Source organism: Streptomyces sp. NPDC006335 (genome assembly GCF_040612795.1).
GTDB lineage: Bacteria > Actinomycetota > Actinomycetes > Streptomycetales > Streptomycetaceae > Streptomyces.
The window spans coordinates 1-25442 of the sequence record NZ_JBEXQX010000012.1 but is presented as its reverse complement, the minus strand read 5'-3'; the positions used below and the strand labels follow the sequence as shown (position 1 = coordinate 25442).

At 70.4% G+C, this 25442-nt stretch carries 14 protein-coding genes, 1 tRNA gene and 1 rRNA gene; 4 read left to right on the top strand and 12 right to left on the bottom strand.

The annotated features are described in order from the left end of the window. Positions 1-128: 128 nt before the first annotated feature. The 3 genes from ABZ098_RS29110 to ABZ098_RS29100 all read left to right on the top strand — a co-directional run bounded on the left by ABZ098_RS29110 (position 129) and on the right by ABZ098_RS29100 (position 6954). A complete protein-coding gene (locus tag ABZ098_RS29110) occupies positions 129-5054 on the top strand; it encodes an ATP-dependent helicase (RefSeq protein ID WP_356596106.1) in 4926 nt (1641 codons plus the stop codon). A 248-nt stretch (positions 5055-5302) separates the two neighbouring features. Then, the gene (locus ABZ098_RS29105) at positions 5303-6157 is read left to right on the top strand and encodes a DNA-formamidopyrimidine glycosylase family protein (protein WP_356596104.1); all 855 of its coding nucleotides are present in this window, start codon (positions 5303-5305) and stop codon (positions 6155-6157) included. Between the two features lie 32 nt (positions 6158-6189). After that, the gene (locus tag ABZ098_RS29100; RefSeq protein ID WP_356596103.1) at positions 6190-6954 is read left to right on the top strand and encodes an SDR family NAD(P)-dependent oxidoreductase; all 765 of its coding nucleotides are present in this window, start codon (positions 6190-6192) and stop codon (positions 6952-6954) included. Here the strand turns inward: ABZ098_RS29100 and ABZ098_RS29095 are convergent. The 9 genes from ABZ098_RS29095 to ABZ098_RS29055 all read right to left on the bottom strand — a co-directional run bounded on the left by ABZ098_RS29095 (position 6902) and on the right by ABZ098_RS29055 (position 21226). Beyond that, positions 6902-7234: a hypothetical protein gene (locus ABZ098_RS29095; RefSeq protein ID WP_356596101.1), complete on the bottom strand. Its 333-nt coding sequence runs from the start codon at positions 7232-7234 to the stop codon at positions 6902-6904. The genes ABZ098_RS29100 and ABZ098_RS29095 overlap by 53 nt on opposite strands. 206 nt (positions 7235-7440) lie before the next feature. Then, the gene (locus ABZ098_RS29090; protein WP_007385114.1) at positions 7441-7821 is read right to left on the bottom strand and encodes a helix-turn-helix transcriptional regulator; all 381 of its coding nucleotides are present in this window, start codon (positions 7819-7821) and stop codon (positions 7441-7443) included. Positions 7822-7930: 109 nt separating this feature from the next. After that, positions 7931-8476 (bottom strand): CinA family protein, encoded by a 546-nt coding sequence (locus ABZ098_RS29085; RefSeq protein ID WP_356596099.1) that lies wholly within the window; start codon positions 8474-8476, stop codon positions 7931-7933. Next, entirely contained in the window at positions 8473-9309 is an 837-nt protein-coding gene (gene pgsA, locus ABZ098_RS29080) for a CDP-diacylglycerol--glycerol-3-phosphate 3-phosphatidyltransferase (RefSeq protein WP_356596097.1), read from the bottom strand. Before pgsA ends, ABZ098_RS29085 begins: the two co-directional genes overlap by 4 nt. Beyond that, complete coding sequence (rimO, locus tag ABZ098_RS29075) at positions 9306-10799, bottom strand: 30S ribosomal protein S12 methylthiotransferase RimO (RefSeq protein ID WP_356596095.1); 1494 nt, start codon at positions 10797-10799, stop codon at positions 9306-9308. Before rimO ends, pgsA begins: the two co-directional genes overlap by 4 nt. A gap of 109 nt (positions 10800-10908) precedes the next feature. Beyond that, positions 10909-11742, bottom strand: a complete 834-nt coding sequence (locus tag ABZ098_RS29070) for a helix-turn-helix domain-containing protein (RefSeq protein ID WP_356596093.1) — start codon at positions 11740-11742, stop codon at positions 10909-10911. A gap of 245 nt (positions 11743-11987) precedes the next feature. Beyond that, positions 11988-14708, bottom strand: a complete 2721-nt coding sequence (locus tag ABZ098_RS29065; protein ID WP_356596091.1) for a DNA translocase FtsK — start codon at positions 14706-14708, stop codon at positions 11988-11990. Positions 14709-14826: 118 nt separating this feature from the next. Next, positions 14827-15510: a response regulator gene (locus tag ABZ098_RS29060; protein ID WP_328641248.1), complete on the bottom strand. Its 684-nt coding sequence runs from the start codon at positions 15508-15510 to the stop codon at positions 14827-14829. A 244-nt stretch (positions 15511-15754) separates the two neighbouring features. Further along, positions 15755-21226, bottom strand: coding sequence for a HAMP domain-containing protein (locus ABZ098_RS29055; RefSeq protein ID WP_356596089.1), 5472 nt, complete (start codon positions 21224-21226; stop codon positions 15755-15757). A 396-nt stretch (positions 21227-21622) separates the two neighbouring features. On the opposite strand from ABZ098_RS29055, the gene ABZ098_RS29050 reads away from it, so the two are divergent. Then, positions 21623-24376: a SpoIIE family protein phosphatase gene (locus ABZ098_RS29050; protein ID WP_356596087.1), complete on the top strand. Its 2754-nt coding sequence runs from the start codon at positions 21623-21625 to the stop codon at positions 24374-24376. A gap of 47 nt (positions 24377-24423) precedes the next feature. Here the strand turns inward: ABZ098_RS29050 and ABZ098_RS29045 are convergent. The 3 genes from ABZ098_RS29045 to rrf form a co-directional block, all read right to left on the bottom strand. After that, positions 24424-24499: transfer RNA gene (locus ABZ098_RS29045), tRNA-Thr, on the bottom strand. 75 nt (positions 24500-24574) lie between these two features. Next, positions 24575-25237 carry a DegT/DnrJ/EryC1/StrS family aminotransferase gene (locus tag ABZ098_RS29040; RefSeq protein ID WP_356596457.1) on the bottom strand — a complete coding sequence of 221 codons (663 nt, stop codon included), beginning with the start codon at positions 25235-25237 and terminating at the stop codon, positions 24575-24577. A 114-nt stretch (positions 25238-25351) separates the two neighbouring features. After that, a 5S ribosomal RNA gene (rrf, locus tag ABZ098_RS29035) occupies positions 25352-25442 on the bottom strand; the annotation flags it as partial.

Below are 25442 nucleotides of genomic sequence, written 5' to 3'. Positions count from 1 at the left end.
CCGCCGTCGGCGTCCAGGGGCGCGGGGAACTGCGCAAACGCCCGCCCCCACCCACCCCGCACCCGAACGACAACCCCACCGCCCCGACCGCCAGGGGCATTGTCAGTCCCGGGGTGCAGGATGGACGCATGGTCAACCCAGCACACCGAGCCCTGAACGGCTTCTCCCCCGCGACCCGCGGTTGGTTCACGGGTGCGTTCGACGCGCCCACCACCGCCCAGGCCGGCGCGTGGCAGGCCATCGCAGAGGGCTCGGACGTGCTGGTCGTCGCCCCCACCGGCTCCGGCAAGACCCTCGCCGCCTTCCTCGCCGCTCTGGACCAGCTGGCCTCCACACCTCCGCCCGCGGACCCGAAGAAGCGCTGCCGGGTCCTGTACGTCTCCCCCCTCAAGGCCCTCGCCGTCGACGTGGAGCGCAACCTCCGCAGCCCCCTCACCGGCATCCGCCAGGAATCCGTCCGCCTGGGCCTCCCCGAGCCCGAGGTCAAGGTGGGCATCCGCTCCGGCGACACCCCTCCGGCCGAACGCAGGGCTCTGTCCACCCGTCCCCCGGACATCCTGATCACCACCCCGGAATCCCTGTTCCTGATGCTGACGTCGGCGGCCCGGGACGCACTGACCGGGATCGAGACGGTGATCCTCGACGAGGTGCACGCCGTGGCCGGCACCAAGCGCGGCGCCCACCTGGCCCTCTCCCTGGAGCGCCTGGACGAGCTCCTGCCGAAGCCGGCCCGCCGCATCGGCCTCTCCGCCACGGTCCGCCCGGTGGACGAGATCGCCCGCTATCTCTCCCCGCAGCGCAAGGTGGAGATCGTTCAGCCGAAGTCCGGCAAGGAGTTCGACCTCTCGGTCGTGGTCCCGGTCGAAGACCTGGGCGAACTCGGCGGCTCCCCGGTGGCCGAGGGCAACGAAGGCGCGGAGCGCCCCTCCATCTGGCCCCACGTGGAGGAGCGGATCACCGACCTCGTCCAGTCCCACCGCTCCACGATCGTCTTCGCGAACTCCCGCCGCCTCGCGGAACGCCTCTGCAACCGCCTCAACGAGATCGCCTACGAGCGGGCCACCGGCGAGCCCCTGGACGAACACCACGCCCCGGCCGAACTCATGGGCGGCTCGGGCGCGGCCCAGGGCGCGCCCCAGGTCATCGCCCGGGCCCACCACGGCTCGGTCTCCAAGGAACAGCGCGCCCTGGTCGAGGAGGACCTCAAAGCGGGCCGTCTCCCCGCTGTAGTGGCGACCTCCAGCCTCGAACTCGGCATCGACATGGGTGCGGTGGACCTGGTGATCCAGGTCGAGTCACCCCCCTCCGTCGCCTCCGGCCTGCAACGCGTCGGCCGCGCGGGCCACCAGGTCGGCGCCGTCTCCACCGGCGTGGTCTTCCCGAAGTACCGAGGCGACCTGGTCCAGGCGGCGGTCGTCACGGAACGCATGCGGACCGGTTCCATCGAGTCCCTCAAGGTCCCCGCGAACCCCCTGGACGTCCTCGCCCAGCAGATCGTCGCGATGACCGCGATGGACACCTGGCAGCTCGACGACCTCCTCGCCACGGTCCGCAGGGCGGCCCCCTTCGCCTCCCTCCCCGAGTCCGCCTTCACCGCGGTCCTCGACATGCTCGCGGGCCGCTATCCCTCCGACGCCTTCGCCGAACTGCGCCCGCGCGTGGTCTGGGACCGCATCGCCGGCACGATCACCGGCCGCCCCGGCGCCCAGCGACTCGCCGTCACCTCCGGCGGCACCATCCCCGACCGCGGCCTCTTCGGCGTCTTCCTCGCCGGCTCGGACCCCAAGAAGGGCGGCGGGAGGGTCGGCGAGCTCGATGAGGAGATGGTCTACGAGTCGCGCGTCGGGGACGTCTTCACGCTCGGCACCAGCTCCTGGCGCATCGAGGACATCACCCGCGACCGGGTCCTGGTCTCCCCCGCCCCCGGCGTCCCCGGCAGGCTCCCCTTCTGGAAGGGCGACCAGCTGGGCCGCCCCCTCGAACTGGGCCGCGCGGTGGGCGCGTTCCTCCGTGAGGTCGGCTCCCTGTCCAAGGAGGACGCCCGCCTGCGCCTGCTCACCGCGGGCCTGGACGCGTGGGCCGCGGACAACGTCCTGTCCTACCTGGACGAACAGCGCGAGGCCTGCGGCCACGTCCCGGACGACCGCACGATCGTCGTGGAGCGCTTCCGGGACGAACTCGGCGACTGGCGGGTCGTCGTCCACTCCCCCTTCGGCGCCCAGGTCCACGCCCCCTGGGCCCTCGCCCTCGGCGCCAAGCTCTCCGAGCGCTACGGCATGGACGCCCAGGTCATGCACGCCGACGACGGCATCGTGCTGCGGCTGCCCGACGCCGACCTGATGAGCCTGGACCTCCTCGACCGGGAACCGGCCAGGATCGGCACGGAGTACGACGCCGAGCAGGCCCCGGTGGGCGCCGCGGACGTCGTCTTCGACAAGGGCGAGGTCGACCAGGTGGTCACCGACCAGGTGGGCGGCTCCGCCCTGTTCGCCTCCCGCTTCCGCGAATGCGCCGCCCGGGCGCTCCTGCTGCCGCGCCGCAACCCCGGCAAGCGCACCCCCCTGTGGCAGCAGCGCCAGCGCGCTTCCCAACTGCTCCAGGTGGCGAGCGAGTTCGGCTCGTTCCCCATCGTCCTGGAGGCGGTCCGGGAGTGCCTCCAGGACGTCTTCGACGTCCCCGGCCTCGTCGAGCTCATGGGCGACCTGGAATCCCGCAGGGTCCGCCTGGTCGAGGTCACCACCCCCGAGCCCTCCCCCTTCGCCCGGTCCCTGCTCTTCGGCTACGTCGCCCAGTTCCTGTACGAGGGCGACTCGCCCCTCGCCGAGCGCCGGGCAGCGGCCCTCTCGCTGGACTCGCGGCTGCTGGCCGAGCTGCTGGGCCAGGCGGAGCTGCGCGAGCTGCTCGACGCCGAGGTCCTGACCGAGCTGGAGCGCGAGCTCCAGTGGCTCACCGAGGACCGCCGGGTGAAGGACGCCGAGGGCGTGGCGGACATCCTCCGTGTCCTCGGACCGCTCACGGACGCCGAGCTGGCCGAGCGGGGCGCCGAGCCGCAGTGGGCGCAAGAGCTCGCCCGGGCCCGCCGCACGATCAAGGTCCGGGTCGCCGGCGCCGACCACTGGGCGGCGATCGAGGACGCGGGCCGCCTGCGTGACGCCCTCGGCACAGCGCTGCCGGTCGGCGTCCCGGAGGCCTTCACGGAACCGGTCAAGGACCCTCTCGGCGACCTCCTCGCGCGCTACGCCCGCACCCACGGCCCCTTCACCTCGGCGACGGCAGCCGCCCGCTTCGGCCTGGGCACGGCGGTCACCGAGGGCGCGTTGCAGCGCCTGGCCGCGAGCGGACGTGTCGTACAGGGAGAGTTCCACCCGGCGGGCATCGGCCAGGAGTGGTGCGACGCGACCGTGCTCCGCCGCCTGCGCCGCCGTTCCCTGGCAGCCCTGCGCCACGAGCTCGAACCGGTGCCGCCCCCGGCCCTCGCCCAGTTCCTCCCGCAGTGGCAGCACATCGGCAAGGGGCACTCCCTGCGCGGCATCGACGGGCTGGTGCGTGCCGTCGAGCAGTTGCAGGGCGCCTCCGTGCCCGCCTCCGCCCTGGAGAAGCTCGTTTTGCCGTCCCGCGTCACGAACTACACCCCGGCCATGCTCGACGAGCTCACCGCCGCCGGAGAGATCGTGTGGGCCGGAGCGGGCGCGCTCCCGGGCAAGGACGGCTGGGTCTCCCTGTACCTGGCGGACGCGGCCCCACTCCTCCTGCCCCCACCCCACCCCCTGGAGCTGACGGCCCTGCACCAGTCCGTCCTGGACGCCCTCACCGGCGGCTACGGCCTGTTCTTCCGCCAGATCGCCGACCAGGTCCGCGCCACCACCCACCCGGACGCCACCGACCCCCAACTGGCCGACGCCGTATGGGAGCTGGCCTGGTCCGGGCGGCTCACCAACGACACCCTCACCCCCATGCGCTCCCTGCTGGGCTCCGGCCGCACCGCCGGTTCCACCGCTCACCGCGCCAAACGCACGATCCCCCGCGGCCGCTACGGCTCCCTCACCGCGGCCGCCCGCACCGCCTCCCGCACCGGCCCGCCGACCGTCGCCGGCCGCTGGTCCCTGCTCCCGCCACGCGAGGCCGACCCGACCGTGCGCGCCCACGCCCTGGCCCGCACCCTCCTGGACCGGCACGGAGTGGTCACCCGGGGAGCCGTGTCCGCGGAGGGCGTGGAGGGCGGCTTCTCGGCGACGTACCGCATCCTGTCCGCCTTCGAGGACAGTGGCCAGGCTCGTCGCGGCTATGTCGTGGAGGGTCTCGGCGCCGCCCAGTTCGCCATGGACGGCGCGGTCGACCGCCTCCGCGCGGTGTCCAACGCCCGCGACCGCGGCGAGGCGATGCCGGAGACCGGCGCTCCCGACATCTGGGGCTCGGACCCGGCACCGACCGACCCCGCGGCCGAGGACTGGGACTGGACCCGCGCCTTCGACACCCCGGACGGCCCCGGCGGCGAAGCCGGCCCGGACACCCAGTCCGGGCCCCTGTCCCCCGCCTCCCGCGACGAGTACGTCTCACCGCGCGACTACCCACCCCAGCCCACCCCTCAGCACTGGCAAGGCACCCCCTCGTACGGCTCCGGCTTCGGCAACCGCAGGCAGAACGCCTCCGACGCCTCCCGAGCCGTGGTCCTCGCCGCCGCCGATCCCGCCAACGCCTACGGCGCCGCCCTCCCCTGGCCCGACCCTCCGACCGAGGCGGGCCACAAACCGGGGCGTAAGGCGGGCTCCCTGGTGGTCCTCGTGGACGGCGAGCTCACGCTGTACATGGAGCGGGGCGGCAAAACGCTCCTTGCCTGGCCCTCCACCACGGACACCACCGACACCACCCCCACCGAGGACCCCCGCCTGCGCCCGGCCTCCGAAGCCCTCGCGGCAGCCGCCAAGGCCGGCTCCCTGGGTACGGTCACGGTGGAACGCATCAACGGCACCTCGGCCCTGACCTCCCCCCTGGGCACCCTCCTGGAAGCAGCAGGCTTCATCGCCACCCCAAGGGGCCTACGCCTACGCGCCTGACCCCTCACCCCGCGCGAACGTCTCACTCACGCCCCCACACCCCCACACCCCCAAACCCGCACCCGCACCCGCACCCGCACCACCGTGCCCCCACGCACCCACCCGCACCCGCCGACGGCGAGCCCACCCCACAGGGGCCACCCGCACCCGACCACGATTCCCGCACGGGTGGTGCGGGTGGGACCACCCTGGCCGAAGGCGAAGCCGAGGCCAGGCAGGAATCCCTTCCCCCATGACACCCTTGACCCATGCCCGAAGGAGACACCGTCTGGCAAGCCGCGAAGCGCCTCCACACCGCCCTCGCGGACAAGGTGCTGACCCGCAGCGACCTCAGGGTGCCGAAATTCGCCACAGCCGACCTCACAGGCCGCAGGGTCCTCGACGTCACCGCCCGCGGCAAACACCTCCTCACCCGCATCGAGGGCGGCCTGACCCTGCACTCCCACCTCCGCATGGACGGCTCCTGGAAGATCTACGCGGAGAACCAGCGCTGGACAGGCGGCCCCACCCACCAGATCCGCGCGATCCTGGCCAACTCCGACCTCGCCGCCGTCGGCTACCGCCTCCCCGTCCTCGAACTGCTCCGCACCGCGGACGAGCACAAGGCCGTCGGCCACCTCGGCCCCGACCTCCTCGGCCCGGACTGGAACCCCGAGCGCGCCCTCGCCAATCTCCTCCAGGACCCCGCCCGGCCCCTCGGCGAGGCCCTCCTCGACCAGCGCAATCTCGCCGGCGTCGGCAACGTCTTCAAGAGCGAGATCTGCTTCCTGCTCGGCGTCACCCCCTGGCTCCCCGTCGGCGCCCTCCCCGCGGACCGCGCCGCCCAGCTCCCCGCGCTCTCCAAGAAGCTCCTGGAGGCCAACCGCGACCGCCCGGTCCGCAACACCACCGGCCGCCGCGGCCAGGACCTGTTCGTCTACGGCCGCGCCCCGCGCCCCTGCCTCCGTTGCCGCACCTCCCTGCGTGTCGCCGACCAGGGCGACGGTTCCCGCGAACGCCCCACGTACTGGTGCCCGACCTGCCAGATCGGCCCGGCCCCCAGCCCACGCCACAGAGCACCGGGCGGAGCACACTCCAGAACCTCACGCCGTACCACCAATTGACGATCCGTCAGAAACGCTCGTACCGTCGCTCCATGGCCATCAGCGCGTACGACCTCACCGGACACACCGCGTTCGTCACCGGCGCCGCCGGCGGCATCGGCCGCGCGACCGCCGTCCTGCTCGCCGAGGCGGGCGCCACTGTCCACTGCGCCGACCTCGACGCGTCGGGGCTGCACGACACGGCGATCCTCATCAAGGACGCCGGCGGAACGGCGCACACCCATCCCCTCGACGTCACCGACCGCGCACAACTCCATCGGGCCGTCACCGCCTGCGAGCGCCTGGACGTGCTGGCCGCGGTCGCCGGGATCATGCACAGCAGCCCGGTCCTGGAGACGCGGGACGAGGATCTCGACCGCGTCCTGAACGTCAACTTCAAGGGCGTGCTGCACGCCTGCCAGGAGGCGGCCCGCCTGATGATCGACCGGAAGACGAGGGGCAGCATCGTCACGATGGCCTCCGGCGCCGTGGACACGGGCGGCGCCGGCCTGCTCTGCTACGGCGCGGCCAAGGCGGCCGTCGTACAGCTCACGAAGACGCTGGCCACCGAAGTCGGCCGGTACGGCATCCGGGTCAACGCCGTCGCACCGGGCTGGATCCGCACGCCCATGACCGATCGCCACGACGCGGATGCCCAGGCCCACACCGAGGCCCTCATGTCCCGCATGTCACCGCTCAGGCGCGTGGGCGAACCGGAGAACGTGGCGCACGCCGTGCTCTACCTGGCCTCCGACGCCTCGTCCTTCACGACGGGCCAGATCCTCCGTCCGAACGGCGGGGTGGCGATGCCGTGGTAGCCGCCCCCGCCGCCCCCGCCTCCCCAATCGGCCCGGCCCGCCCGGCCCCCGCGGGCTTCCCCGCCCGCCACGCCTGACGCCACCTTCCGGCGGCCACCGCCCCCGCGGCCCGCGCTTTGGGCACACAGTGCACCGGCAGCAGGCTCAGCCCCCACCCACCCGCCGCGACCGCCCCTTCGAGCACCCCGGCGCCCGGCGCCAGCACCAGCCGCGCCACAGCCCACCACCACAGTGCGCCGAGCCCGAGAGCCATCCCCCGGCCTACTGTCGGCCCCGCCATGCAGCCACCTCCAGCCCGGACGCTAGACGGCCGCCCGAGCCGCGGGGAGGGCGCACCAAGGGCACACGGACGCACCGACGCGGCCGTCGCTCCAAGATGCACGAAAACCCCGACCGGCGCCTCTCCAAAACCACTGGAGAAACCCGTCCGGGGCCTCGCAGACTTCCTCTCGGCGGCCATCACTCATGGCACACCGAGCGCGAGCGTCACGCCGCTACGACGTCCACCGCTTCGCTCGGTGCCTTGATGGTCACTCGTTCCGGTGGCACACCCTTCACCGATACGGAACCCAGCATCGGGCGCACGGGCGCCGGTACGGGCTCGCTGGGGGTGGCCGCAGCAGACTGGGCCAGCTCGGCGAGGGCGAGCTCGTCGCTCACTTCCCGCATGAGCTCGGACATCCGTACGTCCAGCGCGTCGCAGATCGCGGAGAGCAGTTCGGAGGAAGCCTCCTTCTGCCCCCGCTCCACCTCGGAGAGATAGCCGAGTGAGACTCGGGCGGAGGAGGAGACTTCGCGCAGAGTACGGCCCTGGCGCTGGCGCTGCCGACGCAGCACGTCACCCAGCAGGCGACGGAGCAGAATCATCGGTGGCTCCCTCCTCGGACCGCGTAGCCGCATCCTTCACGCCCCACCGTACCGCCTTGCGCCGCGGCCGTGCGGGGAGCGATGTCGTGTTCACTCAGGGCTGCAAACATCAAAACCCCCCGTTCCGTTCCGTATCCTGTGCCCGCTCATTTCCGGTCTGTTCGCTCGCGAGCTCCTCCAGGAGGAGTGCGAGTACGCTCCGTACACTCTCCATACGAATTTCCGCGCGGTCGCCGTTCAACCGCAGCGCGGTCACTTTCCCGCCACCCGCTGCCTCGGAAGCGCCCGCGGAGGGCCCGTCGACAGCCACGTAGACCGTTCCGACGGGCTTGCCGTCCTGTGGTTCCGGGCCCGCGACTCCGGTGGTCGCGATACCCCAGTCGGCACCGAGCGCCTTGCGCACTCCGGCCGCCATCTGGGCCGCGACCTGCGGATCCACCGCACCTCGCTGGTCCAGCAGGGTGGCGTCGACACCCAGCAGCTCATGCTTCAGTTCGGTGGCGTAGGCGGTCACCGAGCCCCGGAACGCCTGGGACGCGCCGGGGGCCGCTGTGATTTCCGCCGCAACCAGTCCGCCGGTGAGTGACTCGGCGACCGCGAGCGTCTGACCCTTCACGGTGAGTAGTCGCACCACTTGGGCGGCTGGGGAATTCACGCTTCCGTCTCCTCCAACGCCGCCTTGCGCTCGGCGATTCCCTGCCTGCGCAGCACAATGGCCTGTCTCACATAGTCCAGCCCGGTCGCGACGGTCAGCACGACCGCCACAGCCATCACCCAGAACCTCGCGGTCGCCAGCCACCCCGTCAGCGCCAGGATGTACATCCCTACGGCGATGCCCTGGCTGAGGGTCTTGAGCTTGCCGCCCCGGCTCGCCGGGATCACGCCGTACCGGATGACGAGGAAACGCAGGAGGGTGATCCCGAGTTCCCTGCCGAGGATGACGATCGTCACCCACCAGGGCAGGTCACCGAGCCCGGAGAGACAGATCAGCGCCGCCCCCATGATCGCCTTGTCGGCGATGGGGTCGGCGATCTTCCCGAAGTCCGTGACGAGGTTGTAGGCGCGCGCCAGGTGCCCGTCGAACAGGTCGGTGATCATGGCGACGGCGAAGGCCGCCCAGGCGAACGAGCGCCACGCGGGGTCGTACCCGCCGTCGGCCAGCATCAGGGCGACGAAGCCGGGCACGAGGACCAGCCGGAGCATGGTGAGCAGATTGGCGATGTTCCAGACGCTGGCCTGGTTGACGGCGGCGGCCGCGATCTTCGCGCGCGCGGGCTTCGCACCGGATTCGACGTCGGCCTCCGAAACCGCTCCGGCGACGACCCCCATTCCGGGGACCACACCGGCGCGCACCTCGGCAGCCGTACCGGAGACCGCGTCCGAAGGAGTGCTCGGTGCCGCGCCGGACGCGGGGCCCGAGACCCCGCTCACCGATCCGCCCTTCGCAGCGGAGGGGCCACCTGCGGCGGACGCCGGAACTCCGGTCATCTGCCCGCCTCCTCACTACACCCGAGCGAGCCGTCGAGCGGCTCGGCCACCAGGTCGACACCTTCCGTACCGACCACCTTCGCCTCGACCATACGACCGACACTCAGACCTTCGCCGCTCGTGAGCAGCACCTGGCCGTCGGTCTCGGGTGCCTGGTGCGCGCCGCGGCCGTACACGCCCTCCTCGTCGACGGACTCGACCAGGACGTGCACGGTCTCGCCCACGCGCTCCTCGGCGCGCTGCGAGACGAGTTCCTCGGCGAGCCGGGAGACACGCGCGAGCCGCTCTGCGACGACGTCCTCGTCGAGCTTGTTCTCGTACGTCGCGGCTTCCGTGCCCTCCTCGTCGGAGTACCCGAAGACACCGATGGCGTCCAGGCGCGCGCCGTTCAGGAACCGCTCCAGCTCGGCGAGGTCGGCCTCGGTCTCGCCGGGGAAGCCCACGATGAAGTTGGAGCGCACGCCGGCCTCGGGGGCCTTGCCGCGGATGGTGTCGAGGAGCTCCAGGAAGCGGTCGGTGTCGCCGAAGCGGCGCATCGCGCGCAGCACGCCGGGGGCGGAGTGCTGGAAGGACAGGTCGAAGTAGGGCACGACCTTGGGCGTGGAGGTGAGCACGTCGATCAGGCCGGGCCGCATCTCGGCGGGCTGGAGGTAGCTGACCCGCACGCGCTCGAGGCCGTCCACCTCGGCGAGCTCGGGCAGGAGGGACTCCAGCAGACGGATGTCGCCGAGGTCCTTGCCGTAGGACGTGTTGTTCTCGGAGACCAGCATGATCTCCTTGACGCCCTGCTCGGCCAGCCAGCGCGTCTCGTTGAGGACGTCCGAGGGGCGGCGGGAGATGAAGGAGCCGCGGAAGGACGGGATGGCGCAGAAGGAGCAGCGCCGGTCGCAGCCGGAGGCGAGCTTCACCGAGGCGACCGGGGAGCCGTCCAGACGGCGGCGCAGGGGTGCACGGGGGCCCGAGGCAGGCGCGAGGCCGTCCGGCAGGTCGGCGGGGGCGGGAACGGCCTCCTCGGCCGGGCCGTGGCCCGGCAGCGCGACGGACGCCGCCGACTCCTGCCGCTCGGCCGGGCTGATCGGCAGCAGCTTGCGCCGGTCGCGCGGGGTGTGCGCGGCGTGGATGCCACCGCTGAGGATCGTCTGGAGCCGGTCGGAGATGTCGGCGTAGTCGTCGAAGCCGAGCACCCCGTCCGCCTCGGGCAGCGCCTCGGCGAGGTCCTTGCCGTACCGCTCGGCCATGCAGCCCACCGCCACGACGGCCTGGGTTCTGCCGTGGCCCTTGAGGTCGTTGGCCTCCAGGAGGGCGTCGACGGAGTCCTTCTTGGCGGCCTCGACGAAGCCACAGGTGTTGACGACGGCGACGTCCGCGTCTGCGGCGTCCTCCACGAGGTCCCAGCCGTCCGCCTCCAAACGGCCTGCGAGCTCCTCCGAGTCCACCTCGTTGCGGGCGCAGCCAAGAGTGACGAGTGCGACGGTACGGCGTTCAGGCATGGGCTCAAGACTACTTCGTCCCACTGACACCCCACGTCGAAGGGGTTGGCCGATCTTGGCCAACCCCTTCGCGACGGAATCCGAACGGATACGGAATCCGAACAGATGCCTAGCCGACCTGTGGGTCGCCCTTGGTGTACGTCAGGCGCTCCACGGCGCCGGGCTGCCAGTCGTCGTCGATCTCCTTGCCGTTCACGTACAGCTGGATCGCGCCGGCGTCACCGAGGACGAGGTTGATCTTGTCGCTGTCCTGGAAGGTCTTGCTGTCGCCCTGCTTGAGCAGTCCGTCGAAGAGGGTCCGGCCGTTGTGGTCCTTGGCGAGGATCCAGCTCTTGCCGTCGGCGGCGCTGACCTGCACGGTCACCTTGTCCTGGGGAGCCGCGGCGATGGCGCTGTCGGACGGCGTGGGCTTCGGGTCCTTGGTGGTCTTGTCGGCCTTGGGCGTCGGCGACTTGCTGGTGGTGGGCGTGGTGCCGTCGGCGACCTGTGTCGTCCCGCCGTCGTCGCCCTTGAAGGCGGTGAACCCGACGAAGCCGACCACGGCGACGATCGCGGCGACCATGGCCGCGGTCCAGTTGGGCCCGCGCCGCTCCGGACGGATGCGTTCCGCCTCGAACAGCGGGGCGGCCGGGGTCGGAGCCGGACGGCCACCGCCGTGATCGGCGGCGTACTGGTCCAGCAAGGGGGCCGGATCCAGGTGGACGGCCTTGGCCAGGGTCCGGATGTGGCCCCGGGCGTACACGTCGCCACCGCAGGGGGCGAAGTCGTCCGCCTCGATGGCGTGCACGATGGCGATGCGGACCCTGGTGGCGTTGCTGACGTCGTCGACGGTCAGCCCGGCCGCGATCCGCGCCTGTTTCAGGGCGTGGCCGACGGAGAGGTGGGCTTCCTGCGGGTCGTCTTCGAACGGACGCTCGTCTTCAGGGGAGTTGCCGATGGACACGGGGGCGCCTTTCGAGCGTTTAAGCCACCTGTGCTGGAGGTTCAGTCTAGGGGGGGTGCGAAAGGGTGGGGCAACCGGGCGGTGGGACTTTGTACGCCATCGGAATGGCCGAACACGCCGATGGTGGGGCAGCAGCTTTTCGCTTCCCTCAACTTGACGTACGCCGAAGGGAAACGGTTGCTCGATGATCCCTTACGGGTGAGTCACGATCGAACATCGGTGGCCGCACCCGCTCCGGGCTCCCTCTAAGCCTCCCCGCGGATCACCGCGAGCACTCCGTCCAACTCGTCAGCCTTCACAAGAACGTCACGAGCCTTCGATCCCTCGCTGGGTCCGACGATGCCGCGGGACTCCATCAGGTCCATCAGCCGCCCCGCCTTCGCGAACCCGACCCGCAGCTTGCGCTGGAGCATGGAGGTCGACCCGAACTGCGTGGAGACGACCAGTTCGGCCGCCTGGCACAGCAGGTCGAGGTCGTCGCCGATCTCCTCGTCGATCTCCTTCTTCTGCTTGGTGCCCACGACGACGTCGTCCCGGAAGACCGGCGCCATCTGGTCCTTGCAGTGCTGGACGATCGCCGCGACCTCTTCCTCGGTCACGAAGGCGCCCTGCATACGGGTGGGCTTGTTGGCGCCCATCGGCAGGAACAGTCCGTCGCCCTTGCCGATCAGCTTCTCGGCACCCGGCTGGTCGAGGATGACCCGGGAGTCGGCGAGCGAGGAGGTGGCGAAGGCGAGCCGCGAGGGCACGTTCGCCTTGATCAGACCGGTGACGACGTCCACGGACGGCCGCTGGGTGGCGAGCACCAGGTGGATGCCGGCCGCGCGCGCGAGCTGCGTGATCCGCACGATCGCGTCCTCGACGTCCCGCGGGGCGACCATCATCAGGTCGGCGAGCTCGTCGACGATCACCAGCAGGTACGGGTACGGCTGGAGCTCGCGCTCACTGCCCTCGGGCGGTTTGACCTTGCCGTTCCTTATGGCCTCGTTGAAGTCGTCGATGTGCCGGAAGCCGTACGCCGCCAGGTCGTCGTAGCGGAGGTCCATCTCCCGTACGACCCACTGGAGCGCCTCGGCGGCCCGCTTGGGGTTGGTGATGATCGGCGTGATCAGGTGCGGGATGCCCTCGTAGGCCGTCAGCTCGACGCGCTTGGGATCGACGAGGACCATGCGCACGTCCTCGGGGGTCGCGCGCACCATGATGGAAGTGATCAAGCAGTTAATGCACGACGACTTACCGGAACCGGTGGCTCCGGCGACGAGCACGTGCGGCATCTTCGCCAGGTTGGCCATCACATAGCCGCCCTCGACGTCCTTGCCGAGCGCGACCAGCATGGGGTGCTCGTCCTCTGCGGCCGCCGCGAGCCGCAGCACGTCACCGAGGTTGACCATCTCCCGGTCGGTGTTGGGGATCTCGATGCCGACCGCGGACTTGCCGGGGATCGGGCTGATGATCCGCACGTCCGGGCTGGCGACGGCGTACGCGATGTTCTTGGCCAGCGCGGTGATCCGCTCGACCTTGACGGCGGGTCCGAGCTCGACCTCGTAGCGCGTGACCGTCGGCCCGCGCGTGAAGCCGGTGACGGCGGCGTCGACCTTGAACTCGGTGAAGACGGTCGTCAGCGAGGCGACCACGGCGTCGTTGGCCGCGCTGCGCGCCTTGCCGGGTCCCCCGCGCTCCAGGAGATCGAGGGAGGGCAGCGCGTAGGTGATGTCGCCGGACAGCTGGAGCTGCTCCGCGCGCGAGGGCAGTTCGCTCGGCGCCTCGGGTGCGGGCTTGGTGAGGTCGGCGACCTCGACCTTGAGCTTCTCCTGCTTCGGGCGCGCCTCCTGCTTGGGCCGCGCGGCCGGGACCGGAGTGGGTACGGGGGTCGTCTCCACCCGGTCGCCCACGCTGACGCCGTGCGTGAGGTCGGCGACCAGCGGCGAGGGCGGCAGGCCGTGCATCACGACGCCGTCCAGATCCGCCGCGGCGGCCGCGGCGATGTCGACGGCGTCCATCTGCCGGTCCATCGCGGGCTGCGGCACCGCGGACCGCCTGGGGCGCCCACGACGCTGCGACAGGGCCTCCTGCTCCGCTCCGTCGGGGTCGTACGACTCGGGCGCGGGGCCTCGCTTGCGTCCGCGCGCGGGCAGCGCCTCGCGCCACTGCTCGTCGTAGCGCTCGTCGTCCTCGCCGAGTCCGTCCACCGGGTCGGGGAGGATCCCGAGCCGCACACCGAGCTCCCGCAGCCGCCGCGGAATGGCGTTGACCGGCGTGGCCGTGACGACGAGCAGCCCGAACACGGTCAGCAGCACGAGCAGCGGTACGGCGAGGACCTCGCCCATGGTGTACGTCAGCGGGGTCGCCGCTCCCCAGCCGATGAGGCCGCCGGCGTCCCTTATCGCCTGCATGCCGGCGCTGCGGGCGGGCGAGCCGCAGGCGATGTGGACCTGGCCGAGCACGCCGATGACGAGCGCCGACAGGCCGATCACGATCCGGCCGTTGGCCTCGGGCTTCTCGGGGTGCCGGATGAAGCGCACGGCGATGACCGCGAGCAGTATCGGCACGAGCAGGTCGAGCCGGCCGAAGGCGCCGGTCACGATGATCTCGACGAGGTCGCCGACGGGGCCGCGCAGGTTCGACCAGGTACCGGCGGCCACGATCAGGCCGAGGCCCAGCAGCAGGAGTGCCACGCCGTCCTTCCGGTGCGCGGGGTCGAGGTTCTTCGCGCCCTGCCCTATCCCGCGGAACACCGCGCCGACGGCGTGGGCGAGGCCGAGCCAGATGGCGCGGATGAGGCGGAGGATGCCACCGGTCGGGCTGGGCGCCGGCCTGGGCGGCACGGCCTTCTTCGCCGCGGCCTTCCTGGCGGGCGCCTTCTTCGCCGGTGCCTTCTTCGCAGGGGCCTTCCTCGCCGGCCCCTTCGCGGGAGCGGCAGCCTTCTTGGCGGGCTGCTTCTTGGCTGCGGAGGGACGTGAGGCCATGGGTGTGAGATTACCGGTGGAGACGACCGGGGACACGTGTGCCCGCTGCTTCACCCGTTCGTGTCGCTTCTGAGGAGGTGTCGAACTGACGCGGACTCAAAGGGTCCTTCGGCGCGCGTCAGTTCTGCGAGGGCACCGACGGCGAACTCCCGGTGCCCGGCTCCAGCGCGTCCAGTGCGCGCCGCAACCCCGTGAGTTTGCGTTCGAGATGGGCCGCGGTGGCCACCGCGGCCGCGTCCGCGGACTCGTCGTCCAGTTGCTTGGAGAGCGCCTCGGCCTGTTCCTCCACCGCCGCGAGCCGCGCGGACAACTCGGCGAGCAGACCCGCCGGCTCCTTCGCGTCCCCGACCGCCGCCTTGCCTCCGCCGCCCTCCAACTGGAGCCGCAGCAGCGCCGCCTGCTCCCGGAGCTGGCAGTTCTTCATGTAGAGCTCGACGAACACCGAGACCTTCGCGCGCAGCACCCACGGGTCGAACGGCTTGGAGATGTAGTCCACCGCGCCCGCCGCGTACCCCCGGAAGGTGTGGTGCGGACCGTGGTTGATTGCGGTCAGGAAGATGATCGGGATGTCCCGGGTCCGCTCCCGCCGTTTGATGTGTGCCGCGGTCTCGAAACCGTCCATGCCAGGCATCTGGACGTCCAGCAGAATCACCGCGAAGTCGTCCGTGAGCAGCGCCTTGAGCGCTTCCTCCCCGGACGATGCCCGCACCAGTGTCTGATCGAGCGCGGAGAGGATGGCCTCCAGCGCCAGCAGATTCTCCGGCCGGTCATCGACCAGGAGGATCTTGGCCTTCTGCACCATGGCCCGCCCTCCTCGCCCCGGATGTGCACCGGGTGCCGCCCCTGGGGACGACTCCCTTTCGCCGCCCGTCCTTGTGCCGGTCATCGTAGCCGCACCCTGTCTGTCGCCACACCCTGTCACCGTGATGTCACTGTGCACGTAGCAGAAACGTAGCGGGAGACCAGAAGGTTCCCCGAATCCCGTACTTCTACACGGCATCGGGCACACTGAGTCAGCAACTCCGCGTGAACTTCGCTGATTCCCATCACTCCCCCCGCATCCACTGTTCCATGACCGACAGCAGATGATCGGGGTCGACCGGCTTGGTCACGTAGTCGGAGGCCCCCGACTCGATCGCCTTCTCCCGGTCGCCCTTCATGGCCTTCGCGGTCAGCGCGATGATCGGGAGCCCGGCGAACTGCGGCATCCTGCGGATCGCGTTCGTCGTCGCGTACCCGTCCATCTCGGGCATCATGATGTCCATCAGGACGACCGCCACGTCCTCGTGCTGTTCCAGCACCTCGATGCCCTCACGGCCGTTCTCCGCGTAGAGCACCGACAGTCCGTGCTGTTCGAGAACGCTGGTGAGCGCGAAGACGTTGCGGATGTCGTCGTCGACGATCAGCACCTTCTCCCCGCCGAAGCGGATGCCCCGGCGCGGCTGCGGCGCGGCCTGGTGCTCCACCGCCGACCACTGGTCCGGCTGTCCGATCCGCTGTTCGAGGGCCGGTGCGGTCCTGCGGCGGCGCCGGAAGAGCGCCGCCGCACCGTTCTGCGTCTCCTGGTACGACCTCACCTCGGCCGGCGTCTCGACCTCGACCCCGGTCGTCGCGTTCTCCGACGTGGACGCCACCAGGTCGCCGGCCTCCAGGGCGGGCATGGACTGCTGGTAGCCCTGCGGCGGCAGTTCGCTGGGGTGCAGCGGCAAATACAGCGTGAACGTCGATCCGCGCCCCGGCTCGCTCTGCGCGTGGATCTCTCCGCCGAGCAGTTGCGCGATCTCCCGCGAGATCGACAGCCCGAGTCCGGTGCCGCCGTACTTGCGGCTGGTCGTCCCGTCGGCCTGCTTGAACGCCTCGAAGATCACCCGCATCTTGCTGGCCGCGATACCGATGCCGGTGTCGGTCACCGAGAACGCGATCAGGTCGGCGTCCGGGTCGCGCAGCGAACCGGCCTCCAGCAGCTGCTCCCGGATCGCCACCGGCACATCCCGTCCGGCGGGCCTGATGACCAGCTCGACGGCCCCGGAGTCGGTGAACTTCACCGCGTTGGACAGCAGGTTGCGCAGCACCTGGAGCAGCCGCTGCTCGTCGGTGTGCAGCGTGGCGGGCAGCTCGGGCGAGACCCGCACGGAGAGGTCGAGGCCCTTCTCCGCGGTCAGCGGCCGGAAGGTGGCCTCCACGTAGTCCACGAGCTGGACCAGCGCGATACGCGTCGGGGACACGTCCATCTTGCCCGCCTCGACCTTCGACAGGTCGAGGATGTCGTTGATGAGCTGGAGCAGGTCGGAGCCCGCGCCATGGATGGTCTCGGCGAACTCGACCTGCTTCGGGGTGAGGTTGGAGTCCGCGTTGTCGGCGAGCAGCTTGGCGAGGATCAGCAGCGAGTTGAGCGGCGTCCGCAGCTCGTGGGACATGTTGGCCAGGAACTCGCTCTTGTACCGCATGGAGACGGCGAGCTGCTCGGCGCGCTCCTCCAGGACCTGCCGCGCCTCCTCGATCTCGGTGTTCTTGACCTCGATGTCGCGGTTCTGCTGGGCCAGCAGCTCGGCCTTCTCCTCCAGCTCGGCGTTGGACGCCTGGAGGGCCTTCTGCCGGTTCTCCAACTCGGCCGACCGCTCCCGCAGTTGCTCGGTCAGCTCCTGGGACTGCTTCAGCAGCACTTCCGTCTTGGTGTTGACGGAGATGGTGTTGACGCTCGTCGCGATCATCTCGGCGATCTGGTTGAGGAAGTCCTTCTGGATCTGCGTGAAGGGTGTGAAGGACGCGAGCTCGATGACACCGAGCACCTTGCCCTCGAACAGCACCGGGAGGACGATCACTTGCGCGGGCGGCGCTTCTCCGAGACCGGAGGAGATCTTCAGATAGCCGCTGGGCGCGTTGTCCACCAGGATCGTGCGCTTCTCCTCGGCGGCCGTCCCGATGAGCGCCTCACCCGGCCGGAACGACGTCGGCATGGAGCCCATCGAGTAGCCGTACGACCCGAGCATCCGCAGCTCGTACTGGTCCTCGGCCTCGGTGCTCATGTCCTTGCCGTCCAGGAGCGGCATCGCGACGAAGAACGCGCCGTGCTGCGCGGTCACCACCGGCGTCAGCTCGCTCATGATCAGCGAGGCCACGTCCTCCAGGTCCCGGCGGCCCTGCATGAGCGCCGAGATACGGGCCAGGTTGCCCTTGAGCCAGTCCTGCTCCTTGTTGGCGATCGTGGTGTCGCGCAGGTTGGCGATCATCTTGTTGATGTAGTCCTGGAGCTCCTGGATCTCCCCGGACGCGTCCACGTCGATCTTCAAGTTCAGGTCGCCCCGGGTCACCGCTGTGGCGACCCGCGCGATGGCGCGTACCTGACGGGTAAGGTTTCCTGCCATTTCGTTCACGGACTCGGTCAGGTCGCGCCAGGTGCCGTCGACGTCACGCACGCGTGCCTGGCCGCCGAGCTGTCCTTCGGTACCCACCTCGCGGGCGACGCGGGTGACCTCCTCCGCGAAGGAGGACAGCTGGTCGACCATCGTGTTGATGGTGGTCTTCAGCTCCAGGATCTCGCCGCGGGCGTCGATGTCGATCTTCTTGGTCAGGTCGCCCTTGGCGATGGCCGTGGTGACCATCGCGATGTTCCGCACCTGACCGGTCAGGTTGGACGCCATCTGGTTCACGGACTCGGTGAGGTCCTTCCAGGTGCCGGCCACACCGGGCACCCGCGCCTGGCCGCCCAGGATGCCGTCCGTACCCACCTCGCGGGCCACCTTGGTGACCTGGTCGGCGAACGAACTCAGCGTCTTCACCATGGTGTTGAAGGTGTCGGCGAGCTGCGCGACCTCACCGCGCGCCTCGATCGTCACCGTCCGCGTCAGGTCACCGTTGGCGACCGCGTTCGCGACCTGGGAGATGTTGCGCACCTGCATGGTCAGGTTGTTGGCCATCAGGTTCACGTTGTCGCTGAGGTCCTTCCAGATGCCCGTGACACCCGGAACGTGCGCCTGGCCCCCCAGGATGCCCTCGGTGCCCACCTCACGGGCCACCCGGGTCACCTGCTCGGCGAAGGACGACAGCTGGTCGACCATCGTGTTGACGGTGGTGACGAGTTCGAGGATCTCGCCCTTCGCGTCGACGGTGATCTTCTTCGAGAGATCGCCCTTGGCGACCGCTGTCGTGACCTCGGCGATGTTGCGCACCTGGATGGTCAGGTTGTTCGCCATGAAGTTCACGGACTGGGTGAGGTCCTTCCAGGTGCCGGAGACACCCTGCACCTCGGCCTGCCCGCCGAGGATGCCCTCGGTGCCCACCTCACGGGCCACCCGCGTCACCTGGTCGGCGAAGCTGGAGAGCTGGTCCACCATCGTGTTGAGGGTGTTCTTCAGCTCCAGGATCTCGCCGCGCGCGTCCACGTCGATCTTCTGCGACAGGTCACCCCGGGCCACCGCGGTGGCCACCTGGGCGATGTTGCGCACCTGAGCAGTAAGGTTTCCTGCCATTCCGTTCACGGAATCGGTCAGGTCACGCCACACACCCGCGACACCGGGCACCTGCGCCTGTCCGCCGAGACGCCCCTCGGTGCCCACCTCGCGGGCCACCCGGGTCACCTGGTCGGCGAAGGCGGACAGCTGGTCCACCATCGTGTTGATGGTGTTCTTCAGCTCCAGGATCTCGCCGCGCGCGTCCACGTCGATCTTCTGCGACAGGTCACCCCGGGCCACCGCCGTCGTCACCTGGGCGATCTGCCGCACCTGAGAGGTGAGGTTGCCACCCATGAAGTTGACGGAGTCGGTGAGCTCCTTCCAGGTGCCGGAGACCCCCGGCACGACCGCCTGACCGCCCAGGCGGCCCTCGGTGCCCACGTCCCGGGCCATCCGCGTCACCTGGTCGGCGAAGGCGGACAGCTGGTCCACCATCGTGTTCACGGTGTTCTTCAGCTGGAGCATCTCGCCGGAGACGTCCACGGTGACCTTCTGCGACAGGTCACCGTTGGCCACCGCCGTCGTCACCTGGGCGATGTTCCTCACCTGTCCGGTGAGGTTCCTGAACGCGGTGTTGACGGAGTCGGTGAGGTCCTTCCACGTCCCCGCGGCCCCGGGCACCTGCGCCTGACCACCCAGCTCACCCTCGACACCGATCTCGCGCGCCACGCGCGTGACCTCGGCACCGAACGCGGACAGCTGGTCCACCATCCCGTTGACGGTGTTCTTCAGCTCCAGCATCTCGCCGGCCACGTCGACGGTGACCTTCTGCGACAGGTCACCGTTGGCCACCGCGGTCGTCACGGCGGCGATGTCCCGCACCTGGGTGGTGAGGTTCCGGAAGACCGTGTTCACCGAGTCGGTGAGGTCCTTCCACGTCCCCGCCGCGCCCGGCACGTTCGCCTGGCCGCCGAGCTGTCCCTCGGCACCGACCTCGTTGGCCACGCGCGTGACCTCGTCCGCGAAGATCCGCAGCGTCTCGGTCATCTGGTTGATCGTGTCGGCGAGCTGTGCGACCTCGCCGCGTGCGGAGACCGTCACCTTCTGCGACAGGTCACCGCTGGCCACCGCCGTCGTCACCTGGGCGATCCCGCGCACCTGGGCCGTCAGGTTGCCGGCCATGAGGTTCACCGAATCGGTGAGGTCCTTCCACACCCCGGCCACACCCGGCACCTGCGCCTGGCCGCCGAGCTCGCCCTCGACGCCCACCTCGCGCGCGACGCGGGTCACCTCGGAGGAGAAGGACGAGAGCTGGTCCACCATCGTGTTGACGGTGTTCTTCAGCTCCAGCATCTCGCCGGCCACGTGCACCGTGACCTTGCGGGACAGGTCACCCTTGGCCACCGCGGTCGTGACCAGCGCGATGTCCCGCACCTGGGCCGTCAGCCGGTACGCCATCGTGTTGACGGACTCGGTCAGGTCCTTCCAGGAGCCCGACATGCCACGCACGCGTGCCTGTCCGCCGAGCTTGCCCTCGGTGCCGACCTCGCTGGCCACACGCGTGACCTCGTCGGTGAACGTCGAGAGCTGATCGACAAGGTTGTTTACAGTCCGCCCGACCTTCAGGAACTCCCCGCGCAGCGGATGCCCCGTCCCGTCCGGCGCCTGGGTCCTGAGCTCCATACGGGGTGACAGATCGCCCTCCGCCACCGCGGACAGCACCCGGCCGACCTCGGAGACGGGCCGGACGAGATCGTCGACGAGCGCGTTGGAGGCATCGATGGCGGACGCCCAGGAGCCCTCACAGGCGCCGGTTTCCAGCCGTTCTGTGAGCTTGCCCTCACGGCCCACCATGCGCCGTACCCGGGACAGCTCACCCGTCAGATGGAGATTGCGGTCGGCCACCTCGTTGAAGACCGCCGCGATCTCCGACATCACGCCGTCACCGGACACGGTGAGCCGCTTGCGGAAGTTCCCGTCGCGCATCGAGACCAGCGCCGTCAGCAGCCGGTCCAGGGCAGCCGTGTCCACCGCGGTGGTCCCGCCCCGCGGTTTGCGCCCGCCGCTCGGGGACTGTCCACCCTTCGCGCGCGTCCTAGTGCCCCGCGTCGCTGCGCCAGACTCCACTGTGTCCCTCCCGCAGGGGTCGACCGTTACTGCTGTGCTCGGGTGCTACCGCGCGCCACACCGGTGGCTGCCGCGTGCTTCTGTTTACTACAGCGATATTTCAGCCAGGCATGCGAAGCCGCACCACGGGCTGCTGCCCGTAGTACGCGCAAGCCACTCGGCCTGCCCGAACCTTCTTCAGGAGCTTGCCCAGTGTTTCACCCCGGTTGAACCCGGCCATAACAGTTCGGCAGCTTCGCACATCGTCCGCACACCCTCCGGACGGAAACACTGCAGACCGGCATCCGCATGGCCGTCGAAGGTAAGTAACCTTGCATGCGGCTGTCCAGCCGAGCCGGTCCGTCCGGCCTGGGCGGTGGCACGAGCACGAGCGGGCATCGGAGGGCGGCCGCACACATGACCACCGGACTGATCCCCGGGGGACAGAACCCGGATCCCCGGCCGACGGGCGGTCTGCCGCAGCAGCGGCACGAGCCGGTCGGCCAGGCAGCCCTGCACGTCGACAACCGGTCGAGGAGTTCTGTGATCACCGCGCGCGCGGCCGCCAGCTTCGAGCCCCTCGGACGATCGGTGGCGACCGCCCGCTCCTTCGTCCGTGACACCCTCCAGGGCTGGGGATTCGCCGACATCGTCGACGACGCGGTGGTCCTCACCAGCGAACTCGTCACCAATGCCGTGGTGCACGCGGGTACCTCCGCCGACGTCCTGTGCCTGCGCAGTGACGACGGCGTACGGATCGAGGTCGCCGACCGCTACCCCGAGCGGGAGATCCCCCTCCAGGGCCAGGCCGTCAACATGGGCAACCTCGACCGCGAGGGCGGCCGCGGCCTCCAGCTCTGCGCCGCGCTCGCCGGCCGGTGGGGCGTCGAGTACACCCCGACCCACAAGCAGGTCTGGTTCCAACTCGACCTGCCCGAACGTCCGGTGGGCACCCGCACGGCCGGCCCGTCGCTGCCCGCGGACCTCCTCCCGCTGGCCGACGGCCGTGTCCGCGTCGCCGTCGTCCAGATCGACCGTACGTGCGCCATCACCTCGTGGAACGAGGACGCCGAGGAACTCTTCGGCTACGCCGCCGAACAGGTCATCGGCAAGCCCCTGACCGACCTCGCGGCCTGGCCGCACACCCCGGGCACCAGCACCGGAATCGCCGAGGCCCTTCAACTCTCGCGCTGGGAGGGCAGCTACGGCATAAGGGCCGCCAACGGCCGCGTCACCTCGGTCTACGCCTCCCACCTGCGCGTCCGCGACACCGGCGGCGAGCCGTCCACGGTCTGCCTCCTGGTGCGCGACCACGAGCGAGCCGTACTCCAGACGCCCTTGCGCGGCCCAGCAGCCGACACGACCACGTCCGCCGACGGCCAGAGCACCGACCCCTTCGAGGTGTTCATCGGCTCCCCGGCCCCGGACGACCTCGACGGCCTCCTCCAGCGCACGGTCGAACGCGCGCGCGACATGCTCGACGGCGACTCCGCCTTCCTGCTCCTCGCGACCGACGACGAGACGGAGCTGGAGGTCCGCGCCTCCACCGGCCTGCCCTCCGCCCGCCAGCGCTTCGCGCGCGTGCCCGTCGAGGCGGGCCCCGGCAGATACGGCTCCGCCCGCATGCCGGCCGTCCACGACGACCTGTCGGCCGTACCGGGGGCCGTACCGCTCCTGAGCGGCACCGGCATGCGCTCGGTCGTCACGGTCCCGCTGAAGGTCGAGGGCCGCCTCACCGGCTCCCTGGGCGTGGCCGCGGAGAGCCCCGGCAGATACTCGAACGAAGAGGCCCTTCGCCTCCAATTCGCCGCCGACCGCATCGCGTTGGCCGTCGAGTCGGCCCGCCTGGGCGAACTCGAACGCCTGCGCCGCGGTTCCCTGAGCTTCCTCGTCGAGGCCTCCGACCTCCTCGCCGGCACCCTGGACCGCGACCAGACACTGGCCCTCATGGCCCAGATGACCGTCCCGACCCTGGCCACCTGGTGCGCCGTCTACACGATCGCCGACCAGGCCTCGGATCCCTATCTGTCGTACGTCCTGCACGAGGACGAGGAACTCATCGACGGCATCAAGTCGCTGTTGTCGAAGATCCAGCCCCCGGACCCGGTCCCCACCCCCGGCGCCCGCGTCTGGTCGGCCCCCAGCGAGGCGGCCCACCAGGCGGCCCTGCGCAGTTCCAGGCGCAGCCTCGGCCTCAGCGGCGGCCCCACCCACCAGATCGCCTCCGGAATCGGCCCCACGCTCGCCACGGCCTCCGCGGTCGGCGGCGAGACCGTCGTCCTCCCCCTGGTCGCCCGCAACCGCGTCATCGGCATGCTCACCCTCGGCAAGCCCGCCGACGAACACTTCCGCCAGGAAATCCTGGAACTTGCCGAGGACTTGTCCCGCCGAGCCGCCCTCGCCCTCGACAACGCCCGCCTCTACTCCGAGCGCACGGCCATCAGCCAGTCCCTCCAGCGCAGCCTCCTGCCGCCCGAGCTGCCCGAGATCGACGGCGTCGAGGTCGAGGTCATCTACCGCGCGGCCGGCGAGGGCAACGAGGTCGGCGGCGACTTCTACGACGTCTTCCCCATCAGCGACGGCGCTTACGGCTTCGCCATCGGCGACGTCTGCGGCACGGGCCCGAACGCGGCGGCGGTGACGGGCCTCGCGCGGCACGCCCTCCGCCTCCTGGCCAGGGAAGGCCTCAGCGGCCCGGCCGTCCTGGAGCGCCTGAACTCCGCGATCCTCGACGAGGGCGCCCGCAGCCGCTTCCTGACCCTCCTCTACGGCGAGTTGTGGCCGCAGGAGGACGGCAGCGCCCGCCTGAAGGTCGTCTGTGCCGGCCATCCGCTCCCGCTCCGCCTGCGCCAGGACGGCACCGTGGAACCGGCCGCCGAACCCCAGCCCCTCCTCGGTGTCATGGACGACCTGGAGCTCTACGAGGAGACGGTCACCCTCGACCCGGGCGACGTCCTCCTCTGTGTCACGGACGGCGTCACCGAACGCCGGGAAGGCACCCGCATGCTGGGCGACGACGGTCTCGCCGACGTCCTCACCACCTGCACGGGCCTGACGGCCGGCGCGGTCGCGGCCCGCATCATGCGCGCGGTCGAGCGCTTCGCCTCCGACGCGCCGTCCGACGACATGGCGATCCTGGCGATGCGAGTCCCGGGCCTGCAGAACGACTGAGAGAGCGCACGAAAAAGGCCCCGCCCGAATGGGCGGGGCCTTTTGGCTGGAGCCCCCTAACGGAATCGAACCGTTGACCTTCTCCTTACCATGGAGACGCTCTGCCGACTGAGCTAAGGGGGCCTGTCGCTTTTCGAGGTTTCCCTCGGCGGCAACGGAATAGATCATACCCCGAACAGACCCGTGCTCCCAACTCGCTCAGAAAGCAGGCTGAAGCAGTCCCCCGAGCGCATTGCACGCGGCCACGATTCGCTGCATGTCCCGTTTGGTCAGCGAGGCGTCCACGGGCAGCGCGAGCGTCTCGTCGGCAGCCCGCTCGGTCTCCGGAAGCGCCACACAACGCCGGAATTCAGGCAACCGGTGCACGGGCGTCTTCACCGGCACCCTGCACCCAACTCCCTTGCTCCGCAGCGCCCGGGCGAACGCGTCCCGGTCCGGCCGCCCGTTACCGGGCACCCGCACGACGTACTGCTGATAGGTATGTCCGTCCCCGCCATCGGGCGTGCGCACCCCGCGCAACTTCCCGTCGAGATAGCAGGCGCGTTCCCGACGTTGAGCGATCTCGTCGTACGGCGCCTCGGACTCGCCCTCCTGCAACACCAGCAACCCGTGCCGCCGCCCGACCGCGAGCAGCGCCGCCATGTCGGCCGGCCGCCCGAATCGGTGTACGACAACGACGGCCGCCGTCCGCGGAGTTATGGCCGCTTCGACAGCGGACGCGTCAAGGCAGTAACTGACCGGATGTATGTCCGCGAACACCGGAAGCGCAGCGGCGAGTGTCACCGCCTCGGCGACCTCGACGTTCCCGAAGGCCGGTACGACGACCTCGTCACCGACTCCGACGCCGGCGGCCCTGAGCATTGCAGCAGTACCCATGCTGTGGATGGTGGTGGCGCAACGTGAACTTCAAGTGACGCACAACAAAAAAGGGTTGGACCCCGAACCGAAGTTCAGGATCCAACCCTTTCAAGAATTGTTCGGCGGTGTCCTACTCTCCCACAGGGTCCCCCCTGCAGTACCATCGGCGCTGTAAGGCTTAGCTTCCGGGTTCGGAATGTAACCGGGC